The sequence below is a fragment of the Haloferax sp. AS1 genome, assembly GCF_014530665.1.
Lineage (GTDB): Archaea > Halobacteriota > Halobacteria > Halobacteriales > Haloferacaceae > Haloferax > Haloferax volcanii.
The window spans coordinates 426,408-447,469 of record NZ_SPSA01000003.1 but is presented as its reverse complement, the minus strand read 5'-3'; the positions used below and the strand labels follow the sequence as shown (position 1 = coordinate 447,469).

Sequence of the window (21,062 nt, the reverse complement as noted above, 5' to 3'; positions counted from 1 at the left end):
CATCGACTCAGTAATGAACATCAGCGGGAACGATCCACAGATGGTCGTTCGACCCGACGAGTTGCTCAAGCCGCTCGCGGTGGCGAACCCCGTCAGCGAACTCGTCGTAGAGGTACACTACCGGCCCACGGTACGCCCCGAGATTGTGGCACGCATGCCTGACGAGGTCCTCATCGCGCATGATCGCCGCAGCGTCGAGGTCGTCAACGCCCTCGCGAACACGCTCGAGGTTTCGCTCGAACTCGCGTGTCGTCACCTGCCACCCGCGCTCAAGGAGTTCCTGGCCGTCTTCTGAGTCAACAGGTTCTGCAACCGGGAGGTCACACCACCAGGCGCTACCGGCGACCGTTGTCGAGTCGTCATCGACCGTCACATAATGTTGGTCGAACACGTCGGCGGTCCGCGAGAGGGCTTGGTCTGTTGTCGATGCAGTCACGAGCGCGTAGATTATCTGGTGCATTCGTCGTCACCTCGCCGACTCAGGAGTCGAAGTCTGTCCGACCCCCTGCGCCGGCACCCATCGTCGGCGCACACAAACACAACTCACTACGAGACAGCGGGGTTCACACATACTGTTGTTCTTGGGAGGTTTGGAGGTCACTTCACACCGGAATTTCGTTAAAACAAGACCTGCTACACCAGACCGACCAACATCTGGTATCTTGGTCAGATCCGTACTGCGGTGTTCGAGATATGGAACGGAGTTATACTAGTTCACAGTTCACACTACAGACAGACTGTCTTCTCGTGAGTTGAGCCGGCGGTATCTGTTCGCCACACAATCAACATCGCTAAGGTAAGCTATGGTTGAAGCCATCGAATCGCTCTCGTTACCCCACAGTTTCAGCAGTTTTATACACTTTTAGGTCGACCAAAAAGTGATGTCAGAGCGGGACACTTGCCACCGACCACACCGGAATGAACACGTCCGAAACGAGGACAGAGATGAAGAGAACAGCCGTCACGACTGTCCAGCGGATAGCGTACCGCCGATGGACGATTCAGAGAGCGACGAACTCGACCGGCGGGCGTTCCTGAAAGCCGCCGTGGCCGCGGGCGGCGCGGCGGCGTTCAGCGCGTGTCTCAGTCGAGAAGATACTGACGTTCCGCGCGGTCCCGACGACCTGTCGTCGCATCCGGCGCGGCAACACGCGTGGAACCGTGTTCTCCCACGCGATGACTATGGGAACGTTGTCGCCCCGAGACACCATCTCCTCCTCTATTTAGATCTTCAGACGAGTGGCCGTCCGACTGACGCGGACAGAGAAGCCGTCGAAACAGCGCTTCGCGGGGTCGAGCGCGCTTACGAACGAAGCGGTGACGGGCTCTTACTGACCGTCGGTTACTCGCCGGCGTACTTCGACCGGTTCGACGACCCGCTTCCCGCCACGGTCGACGTTCCGCGACCGGAGGCGCTATCCCCCTTCGAAGACCCTGCATTCGACGAACCGGACGCCGTGCTCCATCTCGCTAGCAATCGTGCGAACGTGGTTCTCGGAGCCGAGTCGGCGCTGACCGACGGGCGTTCGACGCTCAACGGCGTCGACCAGCCGATGGCGAACCTGACCGACGCGTTCGAGGTAGTCGACCGCCGAACCGGGTTCGTCGGGACGGGACTGCCAGCGCAAAACGCCGACGTCGACGGCGTACCGTCCGACAGCGTCCCCGAGGACGCGCCGCTGTTCATGGGGTTCAAATCGGGGTTCGAAAAGAACCAAGCGAGCGAGGACCGCGTGACCATCCGGTCGGGTCCGTTCGCCGGCGGAACGACGCAACACATCTCACGACTGAGACTCAATCTCGACCAGTGGTACACGCAGGACGACCGCTGGCAGCGCGAAGCGAAGATGTTCTGCCCGTACCACGCCCAAAACGACCGTATCGAAGGCGTCGGCGACAACCTCGGAACCGACAGCGCCGTCGGCGACTGCGGCGACGCGACGGACACCGCCCGCGAGACGGGCGTCGTCGGACACACACAGAAAGTCGCCCGGGCGCGAGAGGACGACAGCCCCCTCCTCCTCAGACGCGACTTCGACTCGACCGACGGTGGTCACGCGGGGCTTCACTTCCTCTCAGTACAGCGGGGAATCACCGACTTCGTGACGACGCGAGAGGCAATGAACGGGACGGACCTCGCCGAGAAGTCGTCCGTCGGCCAGCGCAATAACAACGGCATTCTGCAGTACGTTCGCACCGTACGGCGGGGGAACTTCCTCGTACCCCCGCGCCGTCTACGGGCGCTGCCGCCGGCGGCTCCCGCGGACGGGTCGACGGGCGAGGACGACTCCGCGAGGGAGGAGCCTCGTGCGTAGACGCACCCTCTTCCGGACGGTCGGGGGACTCTCTGTCGGCGGTCTCGCGGGCTGTCTCGGCGGTGTCAGTTCCGGGGGGTCCGGCGCTGAGGGGACCGAGTCGAACGGCGGCTCTACGGCGTCATCGGCCGAACCGCCGCTCGTCGAAGACCGACCGGACGCGGTCTATCTGCCGACGCACTTCGAAGGCATGGACGTGGTCGGCACGCAATCGGCCGGCGACTACACCTGCGCACTCGCGTACACGTACCCACACCGCTTCTGGTTAGTCAAGCCCGATGGGCTGACGACCGTCGCCGTCAAGCCCGAGGACACCGTGCACGTAATGCCCATCGTCTGGCACACAGAGACGGGTCTCGTTCCGCCGGACCGCAACCCGCAACTGACGTTCACACGGGACGGCGAGACCGTCGCGGAACTCTCGCCGTGGCCCATGCTCTCACAGCCGATGGGCTTTCACTTCGGTGACAACGTCGCGCTCGGCGGCGAGGGCGTCTTCGACATCGACGTGCGTGTCGGGTCGCCGTCGATTCGGCGGACCGGGGCGCTCGCCGACAGCGGCGGTGACGTCTCGTTTTCCTTCGAGTTCGAGTTTGCGGCGTCGGCGCTCGACGAGATTATGGTGTCGGACATCCCCGCCGACGAGGAGGGGACAGCGGGTGCCGTCGAACCGATGGCCATGGAGATGCTTCCGAGCACGCAGGTCCCGGCGGAACGCGACCTCCCGGGAACGGTCCGGGGAACGGCGACGAGCGGTGACGCCGTCTTCGTCGTGACGACGCTCGCGGACGCGACGCCGTTCGGCGGCACGACGGGCGAGACGTACGTCGCCGTCTCCCCGCGGACGCCACACAATCGGTATATGCTCCCCCAGATGGCGCTGTCGGGAACACTGCGACGCGACGGCGAGACGGTCTTCGACGGCTACCTCCAGTCGACGCTCGACCCGGACCTCGCCTATCACTACGGAGCCGTCGTTCCCGAACTCAGTGCGGGCGACGAGTTCACCATCACGGTCGACTCACCGCCGCAGGCGGCTCGCCACGAGGGGTACGAGACGGCGTTCCTCGACATGGAGCCGATGACGATGACGCTCACCGAGTAAACGCGAACGCCGGGCGGCGGGCGGGGGTAGCTGGGCGGCGTCGTCGGATGCGCCCGCTCACCGCGACGGGCCGAAAAGATCGATGTCAGAGTCAGAACCACGCGGGGTCCGCCGCACCGGCGACCGACAGGAGGGCGGCGGCGACGACCACGCCGCCCCAGCCAACCCGCTTCGAGGCCCGACCGGAGACGACCGCACCGACCGCGGCGCCGCCGACGGCGAGACCCAGCCCGCCCACGGCGGGGGTGAACCACGGGGGAACTTCGTCGGGTTCGAGCGGTTCGCTCGGCGTCGAATCGTCGTGGTCGAGGTGGGCGCTTCCGACGCTCGCCCCGCCGCCGAGCAGACAGACGACGAGGGCGACGGCGACGAGCGCGGCCGTCGCGTCGGTTCTAGAACTCATCGCGGAACCACGGGAGGAATCCCGCGAGGAAGCGGTCGGTCGCGGGCATGAAGTACGACCCGTAGTGGTACGTCGGGTCGAGCGTCGTCGCGACGAGGTCGCCGGTCCACGTCTCCCGGTCGAGGTAGAGGACCGCGTCGCCGTCGACGTCGGTCACGAGCACGTCCGCGTCCGCGGGCGCATCGAACGCCCCGTGGAAGTGCCACGTGCAGTCGCGGGGCGGGACCGCCTCGAAGAACGGGTGGTCGTCGCGCGGGAACCGAAGGCCGCTGTCGCCGTCGGCGTTCAACCACCACCAGAAGTTCGTCGGGCGGTGAGTCCACGACAGTTCGGGGAGCCACGGGTCGGGCTGGCCGCCGAACACCGCCGCGTCACCGCCGCCATCGAGGAAGTCGAAGATGGCGTCGCGCCCCTCGTGGAGCGCGCCGAGGTGGAGTCGCGACGGGACGAGGAGTCGGTCGAACGCCGAGAGGTCAACCATCGACAGGTCGCGCACGTGAACCACTTCGTCGACGTACCGAGCGTACTCCGAGTCCAAGAGCGTCCGGCGCTGTGGAGCGGTCCCGCTGTAAAGCGCGGCGAGGCGCGTCATCGGCGGTCCTCCCCGTTTCGGAGCGGTTCCGGACTGCCGCCAACGGCGACATCCGACTCGGTTCGAATCCACGAGACGAGCTGCCGCGGCACCCGGGCGGCGCTCGTCTCCCGGCGACCGAACCCGATGAGGTCGTTTCCGCTGTGGGCGAAAATCGTCCCGTCGGTCGTCTCGTCGTCGACGTAGACGACCGGCTCACCACCGGGGAGTTCGAGAATCGCCGTCGCGTGTGCCGGCGGCGGGTTATGCCCGCGAGCGAAGAAGCCGGCGACGCCGCGCTGGTAGGTCAAATCGTCCATCGAGACGCCGTCGAACACCGGGTGTGGGGTGACTTCGCTCACGACGTAGTCCGCGTGGTCTTCGATGTCTCGGGGAACGAACGGCTCCGCGCCGGGAAGCCACCGAGTTGCGAGGTGGCCGCTGAAGACGACGACGCCGCCCACGTCGAGGAACTCCCGAATCACGTCGCGGTGACGGTAGAGGTAGTCCTGGTCGGCGTGGCTGGAAATCACCACGCCCGCAAAGCGGGATAGTTCGGTCTCCAGCAGGTCGTACTGGTCGATTCGGACGAGGTGCTCGCGGACGAACGGGGTCTGACAGAACGGGCGCGTAAAGCAGTCGTCGGGGTCGAGAAACCCGACGGGTGACGCCCCGTCCCCGGTCGGCGGTGCCGTCTCGGTCGCCTCGGTCTGGCCGCCGTTCGTCGCTGGTCGCGGTTGCGTTGAGTCGTGTGTCGTCATCGGTAGTCGGTTGTCATCGTTCTGCGTGCGGTTCGTCGCCCTCGGCGGGCGCGTTCTCAGCGATATCGTCAGCCGCGTTCGCGTCTGCCGCTGTCGGTGACCTGCCGGCGTGGAGCGCCCTCGTCGCGTCGACGAGCGTTCGCGTCTCCTCGTGGGACGGCGTCGAAAGAAGCGTCGCTGGGGGGCCGCTCTCGACGATGCGACCGGCAGCGAGGACGGCGAGCCGGTCGGCGAACTCGCTGGCGGCGGCGATGTCGTGTGTCACGTGAAGCAGCGTGATGTCTCGGGCCGCGACGAGGTCGTACAGCAGTTCCAAGAGGTCGCGGCGGAGCGGCGCGTCCAGCATCGAGGTGGGCTCGTCGGCGACGAGGACCGCCGGTTCGAGAACGACGGCGCGGGCGATGGCGACGCGCTGCCGCTCGCCCCCGGAGAGCGCGGTGGGTCGCCGCCCCGCGTAGTCTTCGGCCGGCGCGAGGCCCACGTCGGAAAGCGCGTCGAGCACGCGGGCGTCGCGGTCGCCCGGCTCGCCGATGTCGTGGATGTCGAGCGGCTCACGAACGGCGCACCCGACCGTTCGGTTCGGCGACAGCGAGGCGTAGGGGTCCTGAAACAGATAGTGGACCGTCCGCCCGAGCGACGTGCGGTCGGTCGCGGCCCACGACGGGACCGACCGACCCTCGACGGCGACGGTCCCCTCGTCGGGGGTGACGAGTCCGGCGGCCATGCGGCCGAGCGTGCTCTTTCCCGCACCGCTCTCACCGACCAGCGCGACCGATTCGCCGCGGCTGACGCGGAGATGTACCCCCCGAAGCACCGCGTCGCCGTCGTACGACTTCGCAACGCCGTCGTATTCGAGGTGGGCGTCGCCCGTGTCTGCGGACCCCGAGTCCGTGGGTGCAGTGGAATCCCCGGAGGCACCCCGCGATGCGCCGATATCGGACGGGAGCGTCGGTCGCGCGCCGAGCAGTTCGTTCGTGTACGGGTGGTCGGGCGACTCGTGGAGTCTGTCGGTCTCACCGACCTCTACGACGCGGCCGTCTCGAACGACGGCGATTCGGTCGGCGACGCGAGCGACCGACGAGAGGTCGTGGGTGACCATGACCAGCGAGAAGCCGAGTCGGGCCTGAAGCGATTCGAGCAGGTCGAGCAGTCGAATCGTCGTCACCGTGTCGAGGCCGGTCGTCGGCTCGTCGGCGACGAGCACGTCCGGGTCGTTCGCGAGGGCGGCGGCGATGACGCCCCGCTGACGCATCCCGCCGCTCAGTTCGTGGGGGTATCGCCCGTGACTCTCGGCGTCTAACCCCACGTCCGTCAACACGTCTTCGGCGCGTTCGCGGGAGCAGTCGCGGTGGGCGACCACCGCCTCGACGACCTGTTCGCGGAGCGTCCGCCTCGGGTCGAGCGCGTTCATCGCCTCCTGCGGGACGAACGCGACGGCGTCTCCACGGAAGTCGGCCATCGTCGGGGACCGGGCGGCCCCCGCGTCGTCGATGCGGTCGGTCCGGAGCGTCACGGACCCCGAGGCGACACGTCCGGGCGGGTCGAGAAGCGCGAGGAGCGCGAGCGCGAGACTGCTCTTTCCGCTCCCCGACTCGCCGACGACGCCGAGGGTCTCCCCGCGGCCCACCGAGAGGTTCACGTCGTCGACCGCGGTCGGGGCGGTATCGTCGTCGCCGTAGACGACGGTGAGGTCGGTCACGTCGAGGACCGGAGCCGAATCGGGGGCCGGCGGCATCACGGTGAGTTCCGGGCCGTCGTCGACGGCGGTCGCGGCGCGCCGGTCGCCCGCGGTGCGCCGCTCGATACCGAGCGCGAGAAAGGTAAACGAGAGCACGCTTCCGCCGATGGCGACGCCCGGCGGGAGCACCCACCACGACCACGCGTCGGTGAGGAAGGCGCTCCGCTGTTGGGCGTAGAACAGTATCGTCCCCCACGAGGGGGCGGTCGGGTCGCCGAGGCCGAGGAAGCTCAGCGACGCTTCGAGGAGTATGGCCGAACTCGCGGCCTTTGCGAACTGGGCGACCGCGATGGGCAACAGCGCGGGAACGACGTAATGTCGAGCGACGTAGGTCGGCGAAGCGCCCATCGACCGCGACGCCCGCACGAAGGTCCGCTCTCGAATCGAGAGCACCTGCGAGCGAAGCTCTCGGGCGGGACGCGCCCACATCACCGCGACGAGGACGCCCACGGTCGTCGCCAGACTCGGGCCGAGCACCGCGGCGGCGACGATAACGAGCGGCAAAAACGGGAGGGTCAACACCACGTCGACGACGCGCATCAACACCGTCTCGGTCCGCCCGCCGACGACGCCCGCCGTGACGCCGACCAAAAGCCCGGCGAGCACCGCGAGCGACCCGGCGAGCAGGCCGACCAAAAGCGACACGCGCGCCCCGACGAGGAGGAGCGAGAGGAGGTCGTGTCCGGCGTCGTCCGTCCCCAACGGGTGGGCCGAACTCGGCGCTTCGAATGGGTCGCCGACGGCGACATCCGCGGGGTACGGCGCGAGTATCGGTGCGAACACGGCGATAACACCGATAGACAGCACGCCGGCCGCGCCGACGAAGACGAGCCAGTCGCGCCGCGAAAGGGTGCTCGCCGCGGCGACGAGGCCGCCGAGTCGGGAGGTGGCCGTGCTCACTCGCCGGCCCCCCCATCAGCCGCGCCCGTTCGCGGGTCGACGAGCGGGTACGTGAGGTCGGCGAGGACGTTGGCGGCGATGACCGTCACGGTGAGGACGAGGAACGCGCCCTGCAAGAGCGGGTAATCGCGGGCGAGCGCCGCGTCGTAGACGAGCATCCCGAGTCCGGGATACGAGAACACGGTCTCGACGACGACGGCACCGCCGACGAGCGTTCCCAACTGAAGGGTAAAGCGCGTGTAGATGGGCAGCAGGGCGTTCGGGAGCGCGTGTCTGAACAGAATCGCTCGCTCGGAGAGTCCCTTCGCCCGCTCGAACCGGACGAAGTCGGCGTCCGTCGTCGTGAGGACGGAGCCGCGGGCGACGAGGTAGATGCCGCCGGTCCGGGCGAGCGTGAGCGTGGCCAGCGGGAGCGCGAGATGCATCGCGCGGTCGACGAGCGTGTCGAAGACCCCCGTCGTCCCCGCGACCGAGGCGATGCCGTAGGAGGGGAACCAGCCGAGCCGGAACGCGAACACCGAGACGAACAGCATACCGACCCAGAACGCGGGCGTCGAGTTGGCGGCGACGAGGGCGGTCAGGAGCGCCGCGTCCGTCTCGGACCCCTCGTTCCACGCGCTCCACGCGCCGAGGAGCGTCCCCACCAGCGTCGACACGACGAGCGTGAGACCGACGAGCACGAGCGTCGAGGGGAGGTGTTCGAGGATGACGGCGGCGACCGGCCGCCCGAACATCACCGACGAGCCGAGGTCGCCGCGCACGATTCCGAGCAGGTAGTCCACGTACTGGATATGAAGCGGCTGGTCGAGGCCGTACGTCGCCAGCAGTTCCCGTCGCTGGGCGGCCGACAGGTCGGCGACCGCCTGCCCGACGACGTACCGAAGCGGGTCGCCCGGCGCGAGGTGCGGGAGCGCGAAATTGACCGTTAGCGCCGCGAGAAGCGTCGCGCCGTACTCGACGACGCCGCGTCCGACCGCCCGGAAGTGCGCGGTCATGGGCTCAGTCGAACGACCGGGTCACGGCCGTGCCGCGTTCGTCTTCGGGGAGGAGCGACCACTTGTGATGGATGCCGAAGCCGGGCGACTCGCCCCACGCGTCGTGCGCCTCGGGGTCGTAGCCCCAGCGCGGCTCGGGGTACCACAACACGAGCGACGTGGGCTGGCTGTTGAACAGGCGCTGCATCTCGAAGAGCACCTCCTTTCGGGCCTCGACGGTCGTCGTCTGCCGCCACTCGTCGTAGAGGGCGTCCCACTCGGGGTAGTCGATGTCGTTCCGCCAGAGGTAGCCCGAGCGGTGGGACATGACGAACTGGTCGGGGTCGGCGACGCCGTGCGGCGAGATGTCGCTGACGTACATATCGAAGTCGCGGGAGCCGAACAGGCTCCCAATCGAACCGGGGTCGAGCGTCCTGACCTCGACCTCGATACCCACTTCGAGGAGGTCGGCGGCGACCATCTCGGCGGCGCGAATCCACGTGGGCTGGTTCGACGCGACTTTCAGCGAGAACGACAGCGGGTCGCCGGCCTCCGTCTCGCGGACGCCGTCGCCGTCGTCGTCGGTGAAGCCGAGTTCGTCGAGCGTCGCCCGAGCACTCTCCGGGTCGTACGGCGTCGACAGGTCGGGTGCCGTCCACGGCGATTCGGGGTGCGGATAGCCCTCGACGCCGGGGCGCGCCATCCCGAGCGTGACGGTCTCCGTAATCGCTTCCCGGTCGATGGCGTCCGAGACCGCGCCGCGGAACGCGTGCTGGTCGAACGGCTCGCGCTCGTAGTTGATTCGGATTTCGACGAGCGAGAGCCAATCGGTTCGAACGACGTCGACCGACTCCGAGGACTCGAACCGGTCGATGGCCTCAGGCGGAATCTCGACGTTCGCCGTGTCGACTTCGCCGGTCTCCAACGCCGTGAAGATGGTCGAGTGGTCCTTGATAATCGGGACCAAAAGCTCGTCGACGAGCGGTGCCCCGCCGAAGTAGTCGTCGTTGGCGACGAATCGGAGCCGCTCGCCCGCCTCGTAGTCGACCAGTTCGTACGGACCGGTCCCGACTGGGTACTCGGCGTACGTGTAGGGGTCGTCGACGCTCTCCCAGATGTGCGCCGGGAGGATGGGGAGGTCCGCGAACGTGATGTCCGCCAGCGTCGGTGCGGGGTACGCGCACTCGAACCGGACCGTCTCGTCGTCGACCGCTTCGATGGCGTCGATTTCGGGGGCGTCGCTCACGTGGTGCGTGTAGCGATTCGGCTCGGCGTCGCGGAAGTAGCGATAGGTGAACACCACGTCGTCGGCGGTGAACGGTTCGCCGTCGTGCCACGTGGCGTCCGGGCGAACGGTCGCGGTCCACGTCGTCTCGTCGACTTGCGTCGTCTCCGTCGCCAGCCCCGGCATCGGGTCTTCGACGTACGGCGACGGCGCGAGCAGGCGGTCGTACACGAGGTCCTTCAGCCAGTCGAACGAGCTGCCGCTACTCACGTAGATGTTCAGCGGCGAGCTCGGGTCGGCGTCGGTCGCAATGCGGAGCGTCGTCGACTCGCCGTCCCCGCCGAGGTCCTCGGCAGCACCGGTACAGCCGGCGAGTCCCGTGAGCCCCGCGAGCGCGGTGGCTCCAGTCTTCAGGGTCGTACGCCGCGTTAAGTTCCTGTTTTTCATCATTTGTTTAGGTCGGCCTAAATCATATAGAGTTTCCGATTTAGGTGAGCCAAAAGTATCTGAATTCGAGGATTAAACAGCCTATTGAACCTGATAATGGCAATTGGCTGTCTAGTTCGGAGCGCGTGGTGACAGCAATGGGTGTCCGTTCACCGACGATAATAACAATAATACAATATATTCGAGGGAGGCGGGTCGGGGGAGTTGATGAGTAAGGACCGTCTCCAATATTCGAAGATTAGATGTCTCCCCCAGAGCGCTTGCAATTGCTGACGTGCTAACTGCCACGTCGCTCACACAACGTGGTGCGCTCACACGGCAGAGGTCAGATGAACACTAAGTATGATTTCTGTGTCGCTCGCCAGCTTGATTGTGCTGCACTCACGGCGTCAACACAACTGGTCTCGAGGGCGTGCTGCGCTATCTTGAGACGCACGGCGAGGTCGATGACGGCCGACTCCCGGAGCGGGACGGGTTCCAGCAGTTGGCGGCTGACTACGGTGTGCGACTATCTCGAAATCCGATATCACCATTATTTTTATTGAAATTCTCTCGTCTCTCATCCGGTTGGGAGCGCGAGGAGAAACGCGAAAAACGCTAATGGGATGACGAAGACCGCAGCGTACCAGAGTGCCGCGGTGACGAGTAACAACCACGTGCCGAGTCCGTAGTTGGTTGGGTCCCAATCAATGCCAACCCGCGGTAAGCCGATAACCGAAGTCAGTGGCAGCACACCCATGTATGCAATCGTGAGTACGAACGCCATAGCCAGCAGTGCATTCGAGAGCGCGGCACCCTCTGTACTCGTTGTCGTGAAAACAATGCCAGTACCGATCGCGAATGGGACCGACAGCGCAATAGCGACGAGGAGATAGCTTGCGACCGTGGAGCGTACTGGTGGGAGTCCGTGGAATAATGAACGAATTCGGCTGCTGAGTAGGATCGGGCTCCACAGTACCGCAGCGACGAGTCCGGACCCGAACACGAGAGCGAGCGTGTCGAACATCGGTACCTACTGGACCAACACCCGTATGACTCAAAAGCATACAGGAGACTTAAAACCGATTTTGAACAGCGGCTCTGCTTAGCTGAGCGCTTATTCTTGGAAAAGAGCAACCAATACACGCATCCCCGTGCTCACGTCGGCATTCTTCACCCGTCTCTTCGATGAATACGAGTCGCTCAACTGGCGCGAATTGGTGCGTGACTCCCGCTGTCCCGAGTGTCGTCAACACTGTCCGTCGAGTATATCGATCACTCGTTTGTCGCGTCTGCTGATCATCGATAGGGTTCGGAACGGTTCTCTCTCACGGAACTGGTCGAACGATAGATGATACTGACGTAGTATCACGAGTCGGCAGTTGTCGCCGGGCGGGATGCTTCAACACCCCGATAGCTCAAATCGAAACTGTGCTCTGCGTCGTATCCACGAAACAGGCGGGAGAAGGGGCCAGATGGTTAAATACGATTTTGATACTACGTTCGACCTAAGATATCACAGCGGTAACTCGTAGATACGATGGTCACTGCCTCCGCATTCAAAGATGGAGTAAGCGCCCTCCGCGCGAATCCGGTCCTGCTCATCGCTGGCCTGTTCGTCGGGGCAGGCAGCCAGCTGCAATACGTCGACCACCTCATCGAGTCGCCGTATCTCTCGGTGAGCGTGTCGCTCGCCTGGCTGATCGTCTTCCCGTTCGTTATCGGCGGGTTCATCGGCACTGCCCGAGCTGCGATCGACGGCACAGACCCGTCCCTCACTCACTTTTTCACGGTAGCCCGGACTCATTACTTTCGGCTGCTCCTTGCAACGGTGGTGTTCGTGCTACTCGTGTTTGGAACCGCGGTCGGATTTGGACTCATCGGGTTCATCCTCGGTATCGGTTCGATGGCGCTCACCGCGATTCACGAGATGGCTGCGTTCGCAGCAGGCGTCATCTCGCTGCTCGTCTGGCTCGTGTCGATCCTTGGTGTCATTATGTTCGTGCAGTTTTACGACACGGCAATCGTCATCGAAAACGCGAGTGTCACTGCTGCGTTCCGGAGAAGTGTTGGGCTCGTTCGCTCGAACCTGAAAAGCGTCACTGGATTCTCCGCGACGTGGCTCGTCCTGCTGAACGTCTTCTTTGTTCCCGAATACCTGGTCCAGTTGACGATGACAGACGCTGGCCCAGCTGACGCATTACCGATCGAGTTCGGGATTCCGATTGCTGTCCTGCTCCCGATCGGAATCGCTCTTTCCGCGGTCGGCTTCGCGTACTTCTACACGGTGTACACGGCCTACTATCTGCGATTAATCGCTGCCTCAACTGAGACTCCGGACTCAGTATGACCATCCACCAACAATTACGTACGATAGTTTCGAACAGCCACCGAACAGATCAAACCCCCGCAATCGCCGCCCGCAGAAACTAACCAAACCCTATGTCACGGATCCTCCCGACACGAACTGACGCGACCGTTGAACGAAGCGATACGCCGGCCGTCCTGAGTCTCGACGACGACGGGACGCGAGACGTGATCGAAGCACTGTCTTCCGAGACCGCCTACGAGATTTTTCGACTGCTCAACGAAACGCCGGCGACACCGTCACGGATCGCTACTCAGCTCGACCAGAGCGTGCAGAACGTCCATTACCACTTGGAGCATCTCGAATCGGCCGGCGTAATCAAAGTTGCGGACACCTGCTATTCGGAGAAAGGCCGGGAGATGAGCGTCTACGTCGTTTCTGAAGACCCGACACTGCTCTTTCTCGGCACCGAGGACGATCGGCCGAGTCTCAAACGCGCGTTCAAATCCTTCGCCTCACTGCTTGGTCCACCGTCGATCCTGCTTGCCGCCGGCGAATGCATCTCCCGGTTCGTTACTGCCGAATGAGTAAACATACCGACACACCGGTCCGAGCTTCTACTGCCGGCGACCCAACCGCGGATGACGCGGCACCGACGATCAAGGCCCGAGACGATGTCGATGGCTGTGGGTGTCTTGATTGCCGCAATATCAAGACCCCTGCAACTCGTCGAAGCGTTCTCGATTCGTTAGTCTGGTCCGTTCGCCTGTTTCGGTCCTATCCGTCAATCGTCGTTTTCGCGGGTGTGATCATTTTTGCTAGACGGCTTCTCGAAACGGACGGTATCGACGCGCTTCCGATGCCCGCAATCGCCGTGGTTGAGACTCTGACGGCGTTTGCGTTCATCATCTTGATCCGTGCCTACGTAGGAACGATCGTCGCCGGTGAACTGACCGGCGAGCCCGTCACGAGACGTGAGGGGTTACATCGAAGCCTCGCTCGGACGCCATCACTAGTCGGAGTCGTCATTCTCACCGTATTCTTGGTGATGACGGTTCCGTTCTTCTTAGCACTACCACTCTTCCTTATCGTCGGTGTGCTCCCGGTCATACCGGGAGAGACGATCAGTTTCCCCGTCGCCGCAGCGGTGGGTGGAATCGCCTTTGTCGTGCCGTTTCTGTTTCTCCTGTACAAGTTCTGGTTCGCACTCGAGGCGTGTGTCATCGGCCAGTACGGCCCGCTTAGATCATTCCGCATGAGTTGGCGCATCACGACGAACTACCGAGGCAGATTCGTGCTTATCGGGGTGATGGTGATCGGAAGTGCAGTCAGCCTCTTTCTCCCGACATATCTCCCCGAGATTGGGACGAGTCTAGCCTCGTTAAACCCCGTTTTGAGCGTCATCTCATCGAGTGTCAGTGAGCTCCTCTCGATCGTGTGGGCGAGCGCCTACGCGCACATCTACGTCCAAGGTATCGTGTCGTCATCTACGCTACGACCGACCTAACGAACGGCCATCAAGCCAGTTATTCAACGGCAGCAGAACAGATGTTGAGGTCGTCGCTGACAGTAATCTCAGCGACGGAATCGTCATACGTGATGCTGATCGTGGCATAGAACGGGTCGCCGGAGCTGACCCAACCGGTTACGTCAGGGAGCACCCGCTCCGTCGCTCGCATGCTACTCGACTTACTGAGCGGAACACCAAGCTCGGTCAACGCCTTCGTCACCTGCGGTTCGAATTGGAGTGCACTGACGATATCGACAGTAATGAACCACGAGCACGTCTCACAGGTGAACTCCGCAGTCGGTGTCGAGTCCTCATCGAGTCGCTCCCGCGGCACAGTGACGCTGGTGATGCCAGCACACGACGGGCATTGGCCCGTGCGAGCCAGTCCGACGTGGTGCATCATCCGGTCGTAGAGGGCTTTGTAAACCCCCTCTCCCTCGCGGACAGCGAGCCCGTTTTTCGGAAACCGGTACGTCGCTCCCCAGAACAGGTCACACGCGGGGCATTCGACGGTGAGAAATTCCTGCTCGTACTTTCCTCGAAGCCCGGATTCACAGTTCGGACAGGACTCCTCAATATCGAAGTCGGCCGGTATCGACTCTGTTGGTCGGTTCGCAATGACTGCCTCGTAGAGCGCGATCGCGCTCGCCGTCGGAACGTATCCCTCCGCCACCTCTTCGATGTAGACGTCGCGGAGCTTTTCGAGGTGGTAGTTGAACTTCCCGCTGTCTTCCATCTCTGTTGCTGCCATCAGTTCGGCGTACGAGAGCGTGCGCTGCTCCCGTACGTCCGAACGTGAATCCGGATCGACTGGCGAGTACCGCTCGAAAAACGCGCGCAGAATGTCGAGTCTGATTTCGTGGCCGAGCAACGCGAACGCCTCCTCCGACGCCGCTCCCCCGCGTTCACTGTTCGTCATACAGACTCGTTGAACGGTGGGGTCATTGAGTGCTCCCCTCCGCGATGCGTGTGAGCTGTTCTTGTGAAGTTGAGCTCACAGAATGCTTACGCACCTGAATACCCATCTCTCACGCAGTACCTACGTATGTCGAATCAAGCTACGTCACCGTCTCTGGGTTCGCGTCTCCGCGAGCGAATCCAGTCTATCAGCCCGTTCTCCCTGACGCTGCTCGGGTTAATCGGGGTCCTTGGAAACCTGGTCCCCCAGCTTGAGATACTCAAGTTGTTCCACCTGTTCTGGTTTTTCGCACTCTGGCCGTTCGTGTCGATGCTACGCAGCGGCACTAAGCAATCGCTCGGATTCGGCGCTGACGACGAGGGTCCCCGAGACTGGCTCGAAATGGACACCGGCTGGCGAGGCCAGATCGCCGTTCTGCTCGGTATCCCACTATCGTTTTTTAATCCACTCGTGTTTCGCCAGGACGCGATGCAACTGCTGGGAAGCCTCGTCGCTATCGGGAGACACCGTGGTTCGCTTCCCAATCCAGAAACGTACGACCAGACCGCGAGCTATCGACTACCCGTAGAGGGGACGTGGACAGTCGTAAACGGAAGTCCGATCAAAGAGTACTCCCACTCGTGGTTTCCGGCGACCCAGCGCTACGCCTATGACCTCGTGATTACGGACGGAGAAGGGCGCAGCCGTCCAGTAAGCACAGACACGAGAATCGAGAACTACTACTGCTACGACCAGCCCGTCCTCGCACCCGCCGACGGCGTCGTCATCGACGTACACGACGATGGCCCGGAACTCGGCCGAGCCGGTGGATTCTCGCATCCGTTCAAACGGAGTCTGACGGGGAACGCCGTCACGATCCGGCACGCGGAAGACGAGTATAGCACTCTCGCTCATCTCGTCCCGGGGAGCATCGAGGTTGAACCCGGAAATCGCGTGAGGCGCGGCGAGCAAATCGGCCGGTGTGGGCATTCGGGAAACTCCGCAGAGCCACACCTCCACTTCCAACTTCAGGATCACCCGACGTTCGAGATTTCGGCGGGACTACCGGTCCGGTTTGACGACGTTGACGTGAACACGCCGGGGGGAGACGTTGTCGAAGAGACGAGCTGGACGGAACCGGATGGTTCTCGCTACATTCACGTCGGCCAGCGGGTATCACACACGACTGACGGTGAGCCCCAGCAGTCCGAGGACACAGCTAGTCCGTTCGAGACGGCTTCCTCGGGGCTTAGCCGCGTCCGGACGCTTGGACGGGTCGCTACGGGTGTCTCCATCGGCGGCTTCGTCACCGTACTCGCGGGGGTTGTCGTGCCATCGTTACAGACGACTGCACTCGCGCTCGCAGGACTGGCCGGCCTTGGACTCGTGTATCAGGCCGGGCGAACCCTCGTGGACGGTACCCGAGTTCGTCTCGGGGTCCTCGGAACAGTTTGTGGTGTCGGCGTGGCGTCGGCGTTGGTCGGTGTCTTTGCCGCCCAAGAGAGACTCCCGACACGTGACTCGTCCGGGGTCGGAACGGGGGTGTTCGCGGCTGGGTTCCTGTTGTACATCGCGGTGTGGGAATACGGGCGGCGAGGAGGTGGAGGCGATTGATTCGTCGCCACGTGGACGACTGCATCGTCACAGAGGCTTTACAGCAGCGGATACACGGGGAAGGTGGCCTATATCGATGAATAATAACTCGGCGGGGCCAGCAGCAAACGATTCGTCTGCCGTGTTTCTGGTGACGGTCGCGGCGAACATCGTCCCGCTGGTCGGCGTGTTCCACCTCGGGTGGAGCGCACAGACGTTCGCGGTCGTCTACGCGATGGAACTGGTCGTCGCCGTCCCGTTCGCCGGGTTGAAGGCGTTGTTCGCGCGCCGCCCGCCGAACTACGACGAACTGGAGCGCCCACAGGAGGGGAACCCGCTCAAGCCCGACGAGTGGGGCGGGGTCTCCGCCGGACCGAGCGACCTCAACTGCCGGCGTGGGAACGTCACGGTCGTCGACTCGCTCCCGCCGGTCTACCCCCGGAACGTCCCGTTCGTCTTGCGAGCGTTCGGGGCTGCCGTGGCGCTCGTCGGGATGTTCCTCTTCGTACTGAGCCGGGTCATCGACGTGCCGGCGACGCTCGCCGATCCGGTTGTGGCGACGAGCGCCGTCTCCCTGATCGTCTCGCACGTCGGTGTCATCAACCGCGAGTACTTCCGGAAGCGGCGCCACGAGACGAGCACCCCCCGGGACGTGATCGGAAGCGCGAAGAACGAGGCCGGTGTGGCCGTGGTGGTGCTCTGGTTCGCGGCCGCCGGTGGTCCGACCGGCGCGCTGGCCGCGTTCGTCACGGTGAAGCTACTCGCGGAGTGGCGGGACTACCGCGGCGGGCAGTCGTCCGACCCCGACGAGGAGGCGGGGACGCTCCCGCCCGTGGCGGCTCCGGACGCGTCGCCGACGGCTGAGGTCCATCCGAACCGGCGCGCCGTCCGCGGTGCCGCGCTCTGGCGGGGCGCGACATCCGCCGTCGGCGGCGGCCCGGCGTACCTCCTCGCGTGGGTTGGGCTCACCGGCGGATCGACAGGGGCGGTCACCGCCACGGCGGTCTGTTTCGGCCTCCTGCCGGCCGGCCTCGGCGGGCTAAAGGCCGTCGAGTATGCCGTCACTCACGGTACACTGGCGTACCAGCGCCGCGACGATGCGGTAGTCGCGTACGACGACTTCACCGGGGCGGTCCAATGGGCTATCCCCGTCGATGACCTCCGGGACGCCGAGCTGTGCGAGGGAGAGCTCGTCGACCGCGCCTGCGACACCCGAACGTTCTCGCTCATACCGTCCGCGGGGGAGTACGAACTCAGTGTCGCGCACCTCCAAGAGTATGGCCGAGCCGTCGAGGCGTTCGAACTTCCAGTGGAGACGACGGCATTCGGCCCACTCGACCGACGCGTGGCCGGGATAGCGGCCACAGTCGGAGCCTGTGGCATCGCCGTCGTCGCTGGCGTCGGCTACTACGCTCCCTCCATCGCGGCGGTCGCCGCCGGATTCGGCGGCCCGTTGGGCGTCGTCGCTCTCAGATCGGCGTGGCGGTGGGCGCTCCCGGCGACGCCGTGAGAGCGCTCGGCTGGTCTCGACAGTTCCATAAGGTCGTTTTGATGTGCGCCCTCATCAACAGTGAATCGCTACGTGAATCGCTGGAACCGTAACTCAGCATCGCACGAGCATCGGGCGACCTTGCTCCGAGAGGAGGTCGGTCTTTCATATCGTCGGGCTGGAGGTCCGCAGGACGCTCCTCACCGTACCGGTCGTCTGCTGCCTTGTGATGGCGGTGGAGCCGGTCGGCCGACTGGAGCCGTTCCTTGTTACCCGTGATCGACGTACAAACGGAGAAACCCAAGAGGGGTGATAAGGAAAAATATGTAGACGCTTGTCGAAGTAATCGCAACCACGCTAACGTGGTCTAGAATAGCTAGGAGAACGACAGCGGCGAGAATAATGTCTACTACTCGTCCGGGACGTGTTTTAGAGAGGATTGTAACCATCGATTCAGGTGCAGTTCAAGAAGGCTAAAAGGTACTTTGTTCGGATATAGCGCTGCCGAATTTTACAGATATCGACGTATTTGGGTCGCACATGGGACGATATACTGGGAACTCCCCCGTTCGATTTTGGCCTTTGGATAGCTGACCCAACGGAAGCAGGCAGTATCGTTTATACTAACCAAGGGATTCAAGGACATTTTGGTAACGATAGGAAGGCCGCTGTGGAATGAGCTCAAACGAGTCAGGACTCGTCGAGCAACGAGGGAGCTCGCTGCACGTGACTGTTCGCACCCCAGCCACGGGCGTCGCTGATGTCATCGAGGAGCAGCCGTGCCTCGGCAGTCGAGAGCTGTTCAGTTCGAACGAACACCGAGAGCAGCGTCGGCGTCGTGACGAGTCGGGTGTCAGCGAGTGAGGCGTGGATCAAACCAAGTTGGTTGAACTCGTCACAGAGAAACTCATTCGGCTCTCTGGGTGACGTACCGATCTCGTATTCTTTTCTTCCACGGCGGTGCGCATCGAGGTCTTGCGTTTAGTACGTCACCGCTCCACTAGAACAACACCAGGTACAGAGCTGGAACGGTCCTTCGAGATGACCAGTTCAAGGAACCGACGGACAAGCGTGTCCGGGTAGGCAGTAGTAAGAACACGGTGTGTTGGGTCGGTCTCTGTGATTACGATAGAGCCCGCATCAACACCCGCGAGAATCACGCTCATGGGCCACCGAATCATAGCTGTAAACCGCAGATAGTCGGCGGAGCGTCCGTAATTGGCTTGCAATGTTCGTTCATCGCTATAAGTTGCAACGACCACATCAGTCGCTCGACAGTCGAGACGGCTCGTCCCTGCGGAAAGTTACTCGTCTGCCTGGTTGCCGACCTCTGCAATGACCAGTGCGATTCCGAAAACTAACAGCCCGTAGCCCACGATACCCGCCGCGAACGACTGCTGGGACAGGCCGGCCGTGCTTCCCGCACCGATGCCGCCGCCAAGCATCCCAATCTTCCACGAGGTACCCTCGCCGGACAGGGTTCGAATCGTCTCTGCGTTGTCGAGCGCAAACGCCGTTGTCGTCCCGTATATGAGTGGAATCATTGCCACGAGACCGAGGTTACCGCCGTCAACGACGGCCGTCAACGACATTACGCCCAGACCGACAATCGCCGATAGAACGTACCGAATGGGTCGTCGCACAGCGGCGTATCGTCCGAGCGTTACTTCAATGTCCGAGGTTGTCTCTCGTACGCCATTCGTGTCAGGTTCTGAGGGTTCAACAGAGCCGAGTCGTCTGAAACCCTCTTGTCGAGTTCCGAATCAGCGATAGCATGCCGCGAGCGCACGGGCGTCTCCTGCGTTTCGCACCTTGCGAGAGGGCTCAAAGAACTAGCGCTGTCTAACTCGCTGCCGTCTCAATGAGCGGCAATAGTCATTCGACGATAATCGCTCCTTTCTGGTCGAGTGATCTGTGGGGCTGACAGGCGTAGCGATACGTTCCGCTCTGTTCGAACGTATGTCGGAAGTGGACTCCGGATTCGGGCGTAACCTGACCGGAGTGGATGTCTGAATTCAGGAACACCACGTTGTGCCCGCCGCCGACTCCGGTCCAGTTCCACTCGACCGTCGTACCCGTCGTAATCTTCAGAACCGGGGGGTCGAACGCAAAATGACCTCTGTTGCCCTGCGTTCCGACAGAGACTGTCGCCGTGTCGACGTCGGTTCGGTCAACCACCGTACCGTCGAAGTTGCTGCTGTCGACGACCCACCTGTCGACGGTCTGGTTCCCCGTCGACGGAGGCTCTTTGACGAACACGGCGCCGCGCATCCCTTCGTCTCGGTGCGGTTCCGAGACGAACGGGTACGTCCCTGGTTCTTCGAAGATGTAGTGATAAGATGTCCCCGATTGGGCGTTCGGTCGTCCGCTGTCGAAGGTCCCATCGAGCGCAACGATGTTGTGGAGCCCGCCGTGACCGGTCCAGTCCCAGGTCACATTCGTCATGGGAGCGACTTCGATTACGGGCGGGTCGAACGACAGTCCGTCCTCGACGGGGTGGCCAACCTCAATCAACGGTTGGGAACCAGGCCCGTATCGAAGCGCATCGCCTCGGTAACCGTTGGCATTTGCCAGCCAGTCGTCGATTGACTCGGGGGGTGTCAGGGTTGACTCCGTGGTCGTCGTTGCGGTGGTTTCGGAGTCGTTCGTGCTCGTCGACGACGTCGTACTGGTACTGGCGGCGTTCGATTCACGATTTGTTGTGCTACAACCAGCCATCGCCACGATGCCAGCGAGAGCGGTGCTGCGGAGGAGTTGCCTACGAGTCGGGGACCGTTTCATTGCAGTTTGACGGTCGAGTTATTGTCAAATCAACGCGATGACGCTTCCCCAGCACTGGGAGTACG

The 21,062-nt window shown here is 63.4% G+C and carries 18 protein-coding genes and 2 pseudogenes; 8 read left to right on the top strand and 12 right to left on the bottom strand.

Translation table 11 applies throughout. From position 1 onward, the window contains the following. Positions 1–7: 7 nt before the first annotated feature. Positions 8–460: a hypothetical protein gene (locus tag E4P24_RS18875; protein ID WP_188149038.1), complete on the bottom strand. Its 453-nt coding sequence runs from the start codon at positions 458–460 to the stop codon at positions 8–10. Between the two features lie 532 nt (positions 461–992). Between E4P24_RS18875 and E4P24_RS18870 the strand changes: the two genes are divergently transcribed. Continuing rightward, positions 993–2,315 (top strand): twin-arginine translocation signal domain-containing protein, encoded by a 1,323-nt coding sequence (locus E4P24_RS18870; RefSeq protein WP_115803518.1) that lies wholly within the window; start codon positions 993–995, stop codon positions 2,313–2,315. After that, on the top strand, positions 2,308–3,420 hold the full coding sequence (locus E4P24_RS18865; protein WP_188149037.1) for a hypothetical protein: 1,113 nt from the start codon (positions 2,308–2,310) through the stop codon (positions 3,418–3,420). The genes E4P24_RS18870 and E4P24_RS18865 overlap by 8 nt, the downstream gene beginning before the upstream one ends. A gap of 91 nt (positions 3,421–3,511) precedes the next feature. Here E4P24_RS18865 and E4P24_RS18860 read toward each other — a convergent pair whose 3' ends face one another. The 7 genes from E4P24_RS18860 to E4P24_RS19120 form a co-directional block, all read right to left on the bottom strand. Then, complete coding sequence (locus E4P24_RS18860; protein WP_115803520.1) at positions 3,512–3,823, bottom strand: hypothetical protein; 312 nt, start codon at positions 3,821–3,823, stop codon at positions 3,512–3,514. Then, positions 3,813–4,415 carry a hypothetical protein gene (locus E4P24_RS18855; RefSeq protein ID WP_188149036.1) on the bottom strand — a complete coding sequence of 201 codons (603 nt, stop codon included), beginning with the start codon at positions 4,413–4,415 and terminating at the stop codon, positions 3,813–3,815. Before E4P24_RS18855 ends, E4P24_RS18860 begins: the two co-directional genes overlap by 11 nt. Then, positions 4,412–5,155: a phosphate starvation-inducible protein PhoH gene (locus E4P24_RS18850; RefSeq protein WP_188149035.1), complete on the bottom strand. Its 744-nt coding sequence runs from the start codon at positions 5,153–5,155 to the stop codon at positions 4,412–4,414. The genes E4P24_RS18855 and E4P24_RS18850 overlap by 4 nt, the downstream gene beginning before the upstream one ends. Positions 5,156–5,168: 13 nt before the next feature. Continuing rightward, positions 5,169–7,793: an ATP-binding cassette domain-containing protein gene (locus tag E4P24_RS18845; RefSeq protein ID WP_188149034.1), complete on the bottom strand. Its 2,625-nt coding sequence runs from the start codon at positions 7,791–7,793 to the stop codon at positions 5,169–5,171. Then, the gene (locus E4P24_RS18840; protein ID WP_004061560.1) at positions 7,790–8,788 is read right to left on the bottom strand and encodes an ABC transporter permease; all 999 of its coding nucleotides are present in this window, start codon (positions 8,786–8,788) and stop codon (positions 7,790–7,792) included. Before E4P24_RS18840 ends, E4P24_RS18845 begins: the two co-directional genes overlap by 4 nt. Positions 8,789–8,792: 4 nt before the next feature. Beyond that, on the bottom strand, positions 8,793–10,439 hold the full coding sequence (locus E4P24_RS18835; RefSeq protein WP_223174127.1) for an ABC transporter substrate-binding protein: 1,647 nt from the start codon (positions 10,437–10,439) through the stop codon (positions 8,793–8,795). A gap of 559 nt (positions 10,440–10,998) precedes the next feature. Beyond that, positions 10,999–11,445, bottom strand: a complete 447-nt coding sequence (locus tag E4P24_RS19120) for a hypothetical protein (RefSeq protein WP_223174126.1) — start codon at positions 11,443–11,445, stop codon at positions 10,999–11,001. Between the two features lie 513 nt (positions 11,446–11,958). On the opposite strand from E4P24_RS19120, the gene E4P24_RS18825 reads away from it, so the two are divergent. From E4P24_RS18825 to E4P24_RS18815, 3 genes are all read left to right on the top strand, one after another. Beyond that, positions 11,959–12,768 (top strand): hypothetical protein, encoded by an 810-nt coding sequence (locus E4P24_RS18825; protein ID WP_115861556.1) that lies wholly within the window; start codon positions 11,959–11,961, stop codon positions 12,766–12,768. A gap of 92 nt (positions 12,769–12,860) precedes the next feature. Beyond that, the gene (locus E4P24_RS18820) at positions 12,861–13,313 is read left to right on the top strand and encodes a helix-turn-helix domain-containing protein (protein ID WP_004061567.1); all 453 of its coding nucleotides are present in this window, start codon (positions 12,861–12,863) and stop codon (positions 13,311–13,313) included. A gap of 272 nt (positions 13,314–13,585) precedes the next feature. Further along, positions 13,586–14,233 (top strand): hypothetical protein, encoded by a 648-nt coding sequence (locus tag E4P24_RS18815; RefSeq protein ID WP_206043011.1) that lies wholly within the window; start codon positions 13,586–13,588, stop codon positions 14,231–14,233. Positions 14,234–14,252: 19 nt separating this feature from the next. On the opposite strand, the gene E4P24_RS18810 is transcribed toward E4P24_RS18815, so the two are convergent. After that, positions 14,253–15,155 (bottom strand): helix-turn-helix domain-containing protein, encoded by a 903-nt coding sequence (locus tag E4P24_RS18810; protein WP_188149032.1) that lies wholly within the window; start codon positions 15,153–15,155, stop codon positions 14,253–14,255. Between the two features lie 126 nt (positions 15,156–15,281). Here E4P24_RS18810 and E4P24_RS18805 point away from each other — a divergent pair, with 126 nt between their 5' ends. The 3 genes and pseudogenes from E4P24_RS18805 to E4P24_RS19480 form a co-directional block, all read left to right on the top strand. Then, positions 15,282–16,748, top strand: a complete 1,467-nt coding sequence (locus tag E4P24_RS18805; protein ID WP_163488716.1) for a M23 family metallopeptidase — start codon at positions 15,282–15,284, stop codon at positions 16,746–16,748. Positions 16,749–16,869: 121 nt separating this feature from the next. Then, a complete protein-coding gene (locus tag E4P24_RS18800; RefSeq protein WP_188149058.1) occupies positions 16,870–18,237 on the top strand; it encodes a DUF6498-containing protein in 1,368 nt (455 codons plus the stop codon). Further along, positions 18,225–18,329, top strand: a pseudogene (locus tag E4P24_RS19480) (IS5/IS1182 family transposase); the annotation flags it as partial. The gene E4P24_RS18800 and the pseudogene E4P24_RS19480, both read left to right, overlap by 13 nt. Before the next feature lie 577 nt (positions 18,330–18,906). Here E4P24_RS19480 and E4P24_RS18795 read toward each other — a convergent pair. The 3 genes and pseudogenes from E4P24_RS18795 to E4P24_RS18785 form a co-directional block, all read right to left on the bottom strand. Continuing rightward, positions 18,907–19,122 (bottom strand): annotated as a pseudogene (locus tag E4P24_RS18795) (hypothetical protein); the annotation flags it as partial. Between the two features lie 398 nt (positions 19,123–19,520). After that, a complete protein-coding gene (locus E4P24_RS18790; RefSeq protein ID WP_004061579.1) occupies positions 19,521–19,808 on the bottom strand; it encodes a hypothetical protein in 288 nt (95 codons plus the stop codon). Between the two features lie 283 nt (positions 19,809–20,091). Further along, the gene (locus E4P24_RS18785; RefSeq protein WP_223174124.1) at positions 20,092–20,730 is read right to left on the bottom strand and encodes a halocyanin domain-containing protein; all 639 of its coding nucleotides are present in this window, start codon (positions 20,728–20,730) and stop codon (positions 20,092–20,094) included. Positions 20,731–21,062 lie beyond the last annotated feature (332 nt).

Excerpts from the sequence above, each read along its gene's own strand:
- E4P24_RS18860 (WP_115803520.1), bottom strand. The coding sequence starts at position 3,823 with ATGAGTTCTAGAACCGACGCGACGGCCGCGCTCGTCGCCGTCGCCCTC.
- E4P24_RS18855 (WP_188149036.1), bottom strand. The coding sequence starts at position 4,415 with ATGACGCGCCTCGCCGCGCTTTACAGCGGGACCGCTCCACAGCGCCGG.
- E4P24_RS18850 (WP_188149035.1), bottom strand. The coding sequence starts at position 5,155 with ATGACGACACACGACTCAACGCAACCGCGACCAGCGACGAACGGCGGC.
- E4P24_RS18790 (WP_004061579.1), bottom strand. The coding sequence starts at position 19,808 with ATGTCGTTGACGGCCGTCGTTGACGGCGGTAACCTCGGTCTCGTGGCA.
- E4P24_RS18840 (WP_004061560.1), bottom strand. The coding sequence starts at position 8,788 with ATGACCGCGCACTTCCGGGCGGTCGGACGCGGCGTCGTCGAGTACGGC.
- E4P24_RS18835 (WP_223174127.1), bottom strand. The coding sequence starts at position 10,439 with ATGAAAAACAGGAACTTAACGCGGCGTACGACCCTGAAGACTGGAGCC.
- E4P24_RS18870 (WP_115803518.1), top strand. The coding sequence starts at position 993 with ATGGACGATTCAGAGAGCGACGAACTCGACCGGCGGGCGTTCCTGAAA.
- E4P24_RS18815 (WP_206043011.1), top strand. The coding sequence starts at position 13,586 with ATGCCCGCAATCGCCGTGGTTGAGACTCTGACGGCGTTTGCGTTCATC.
- E4P24_RS18820 (WP_004061567.1), top strand. The coding sequence starts at position 12,861 with ATGTCACGGATCCTCCCGACACGAACTGACGCGACCGTTGAACGAAGC.
- E4P24_RS19120 (WP_223174126.1), bottom strand. The coding sequence starts at position 11,445 with ATGTTCGACACGCTCGCTCTCGTGTTCGGGTCCGGACTCGTCGCTGCG.
- E4P24_RS18825 (WP_115861556.1), top strand. The coding sequence starts at position 11,959 with ATGGTCACTGCCTCCGCATTCAAAGATGGAGTAAGCGCCCTCCGCGCG.
- E4P24_RS18875 (WP_188149038.1), bottom strand. The coding sequence starts at position 460 with ATGCACCAGATAATCTACGCGCTCGTGACTGCATCGACAACAGACCAA.
- E4P24_RS18810 (WP_188149032.1), bottom strand. The coding sequence starts at position 15,155 with ATGACGAACAGTGAACGCGGGGGAGCGGCGTCGGAGGAGGCGTTCGCG.
- E4P24_RS18805 (WP_163488716.1), top strand. The coding sequence starts at position 15,282 with ATGTCGAATCAAGCTACGTCACCGTCTCTGGGTTCGCGTCTCCGCGAG.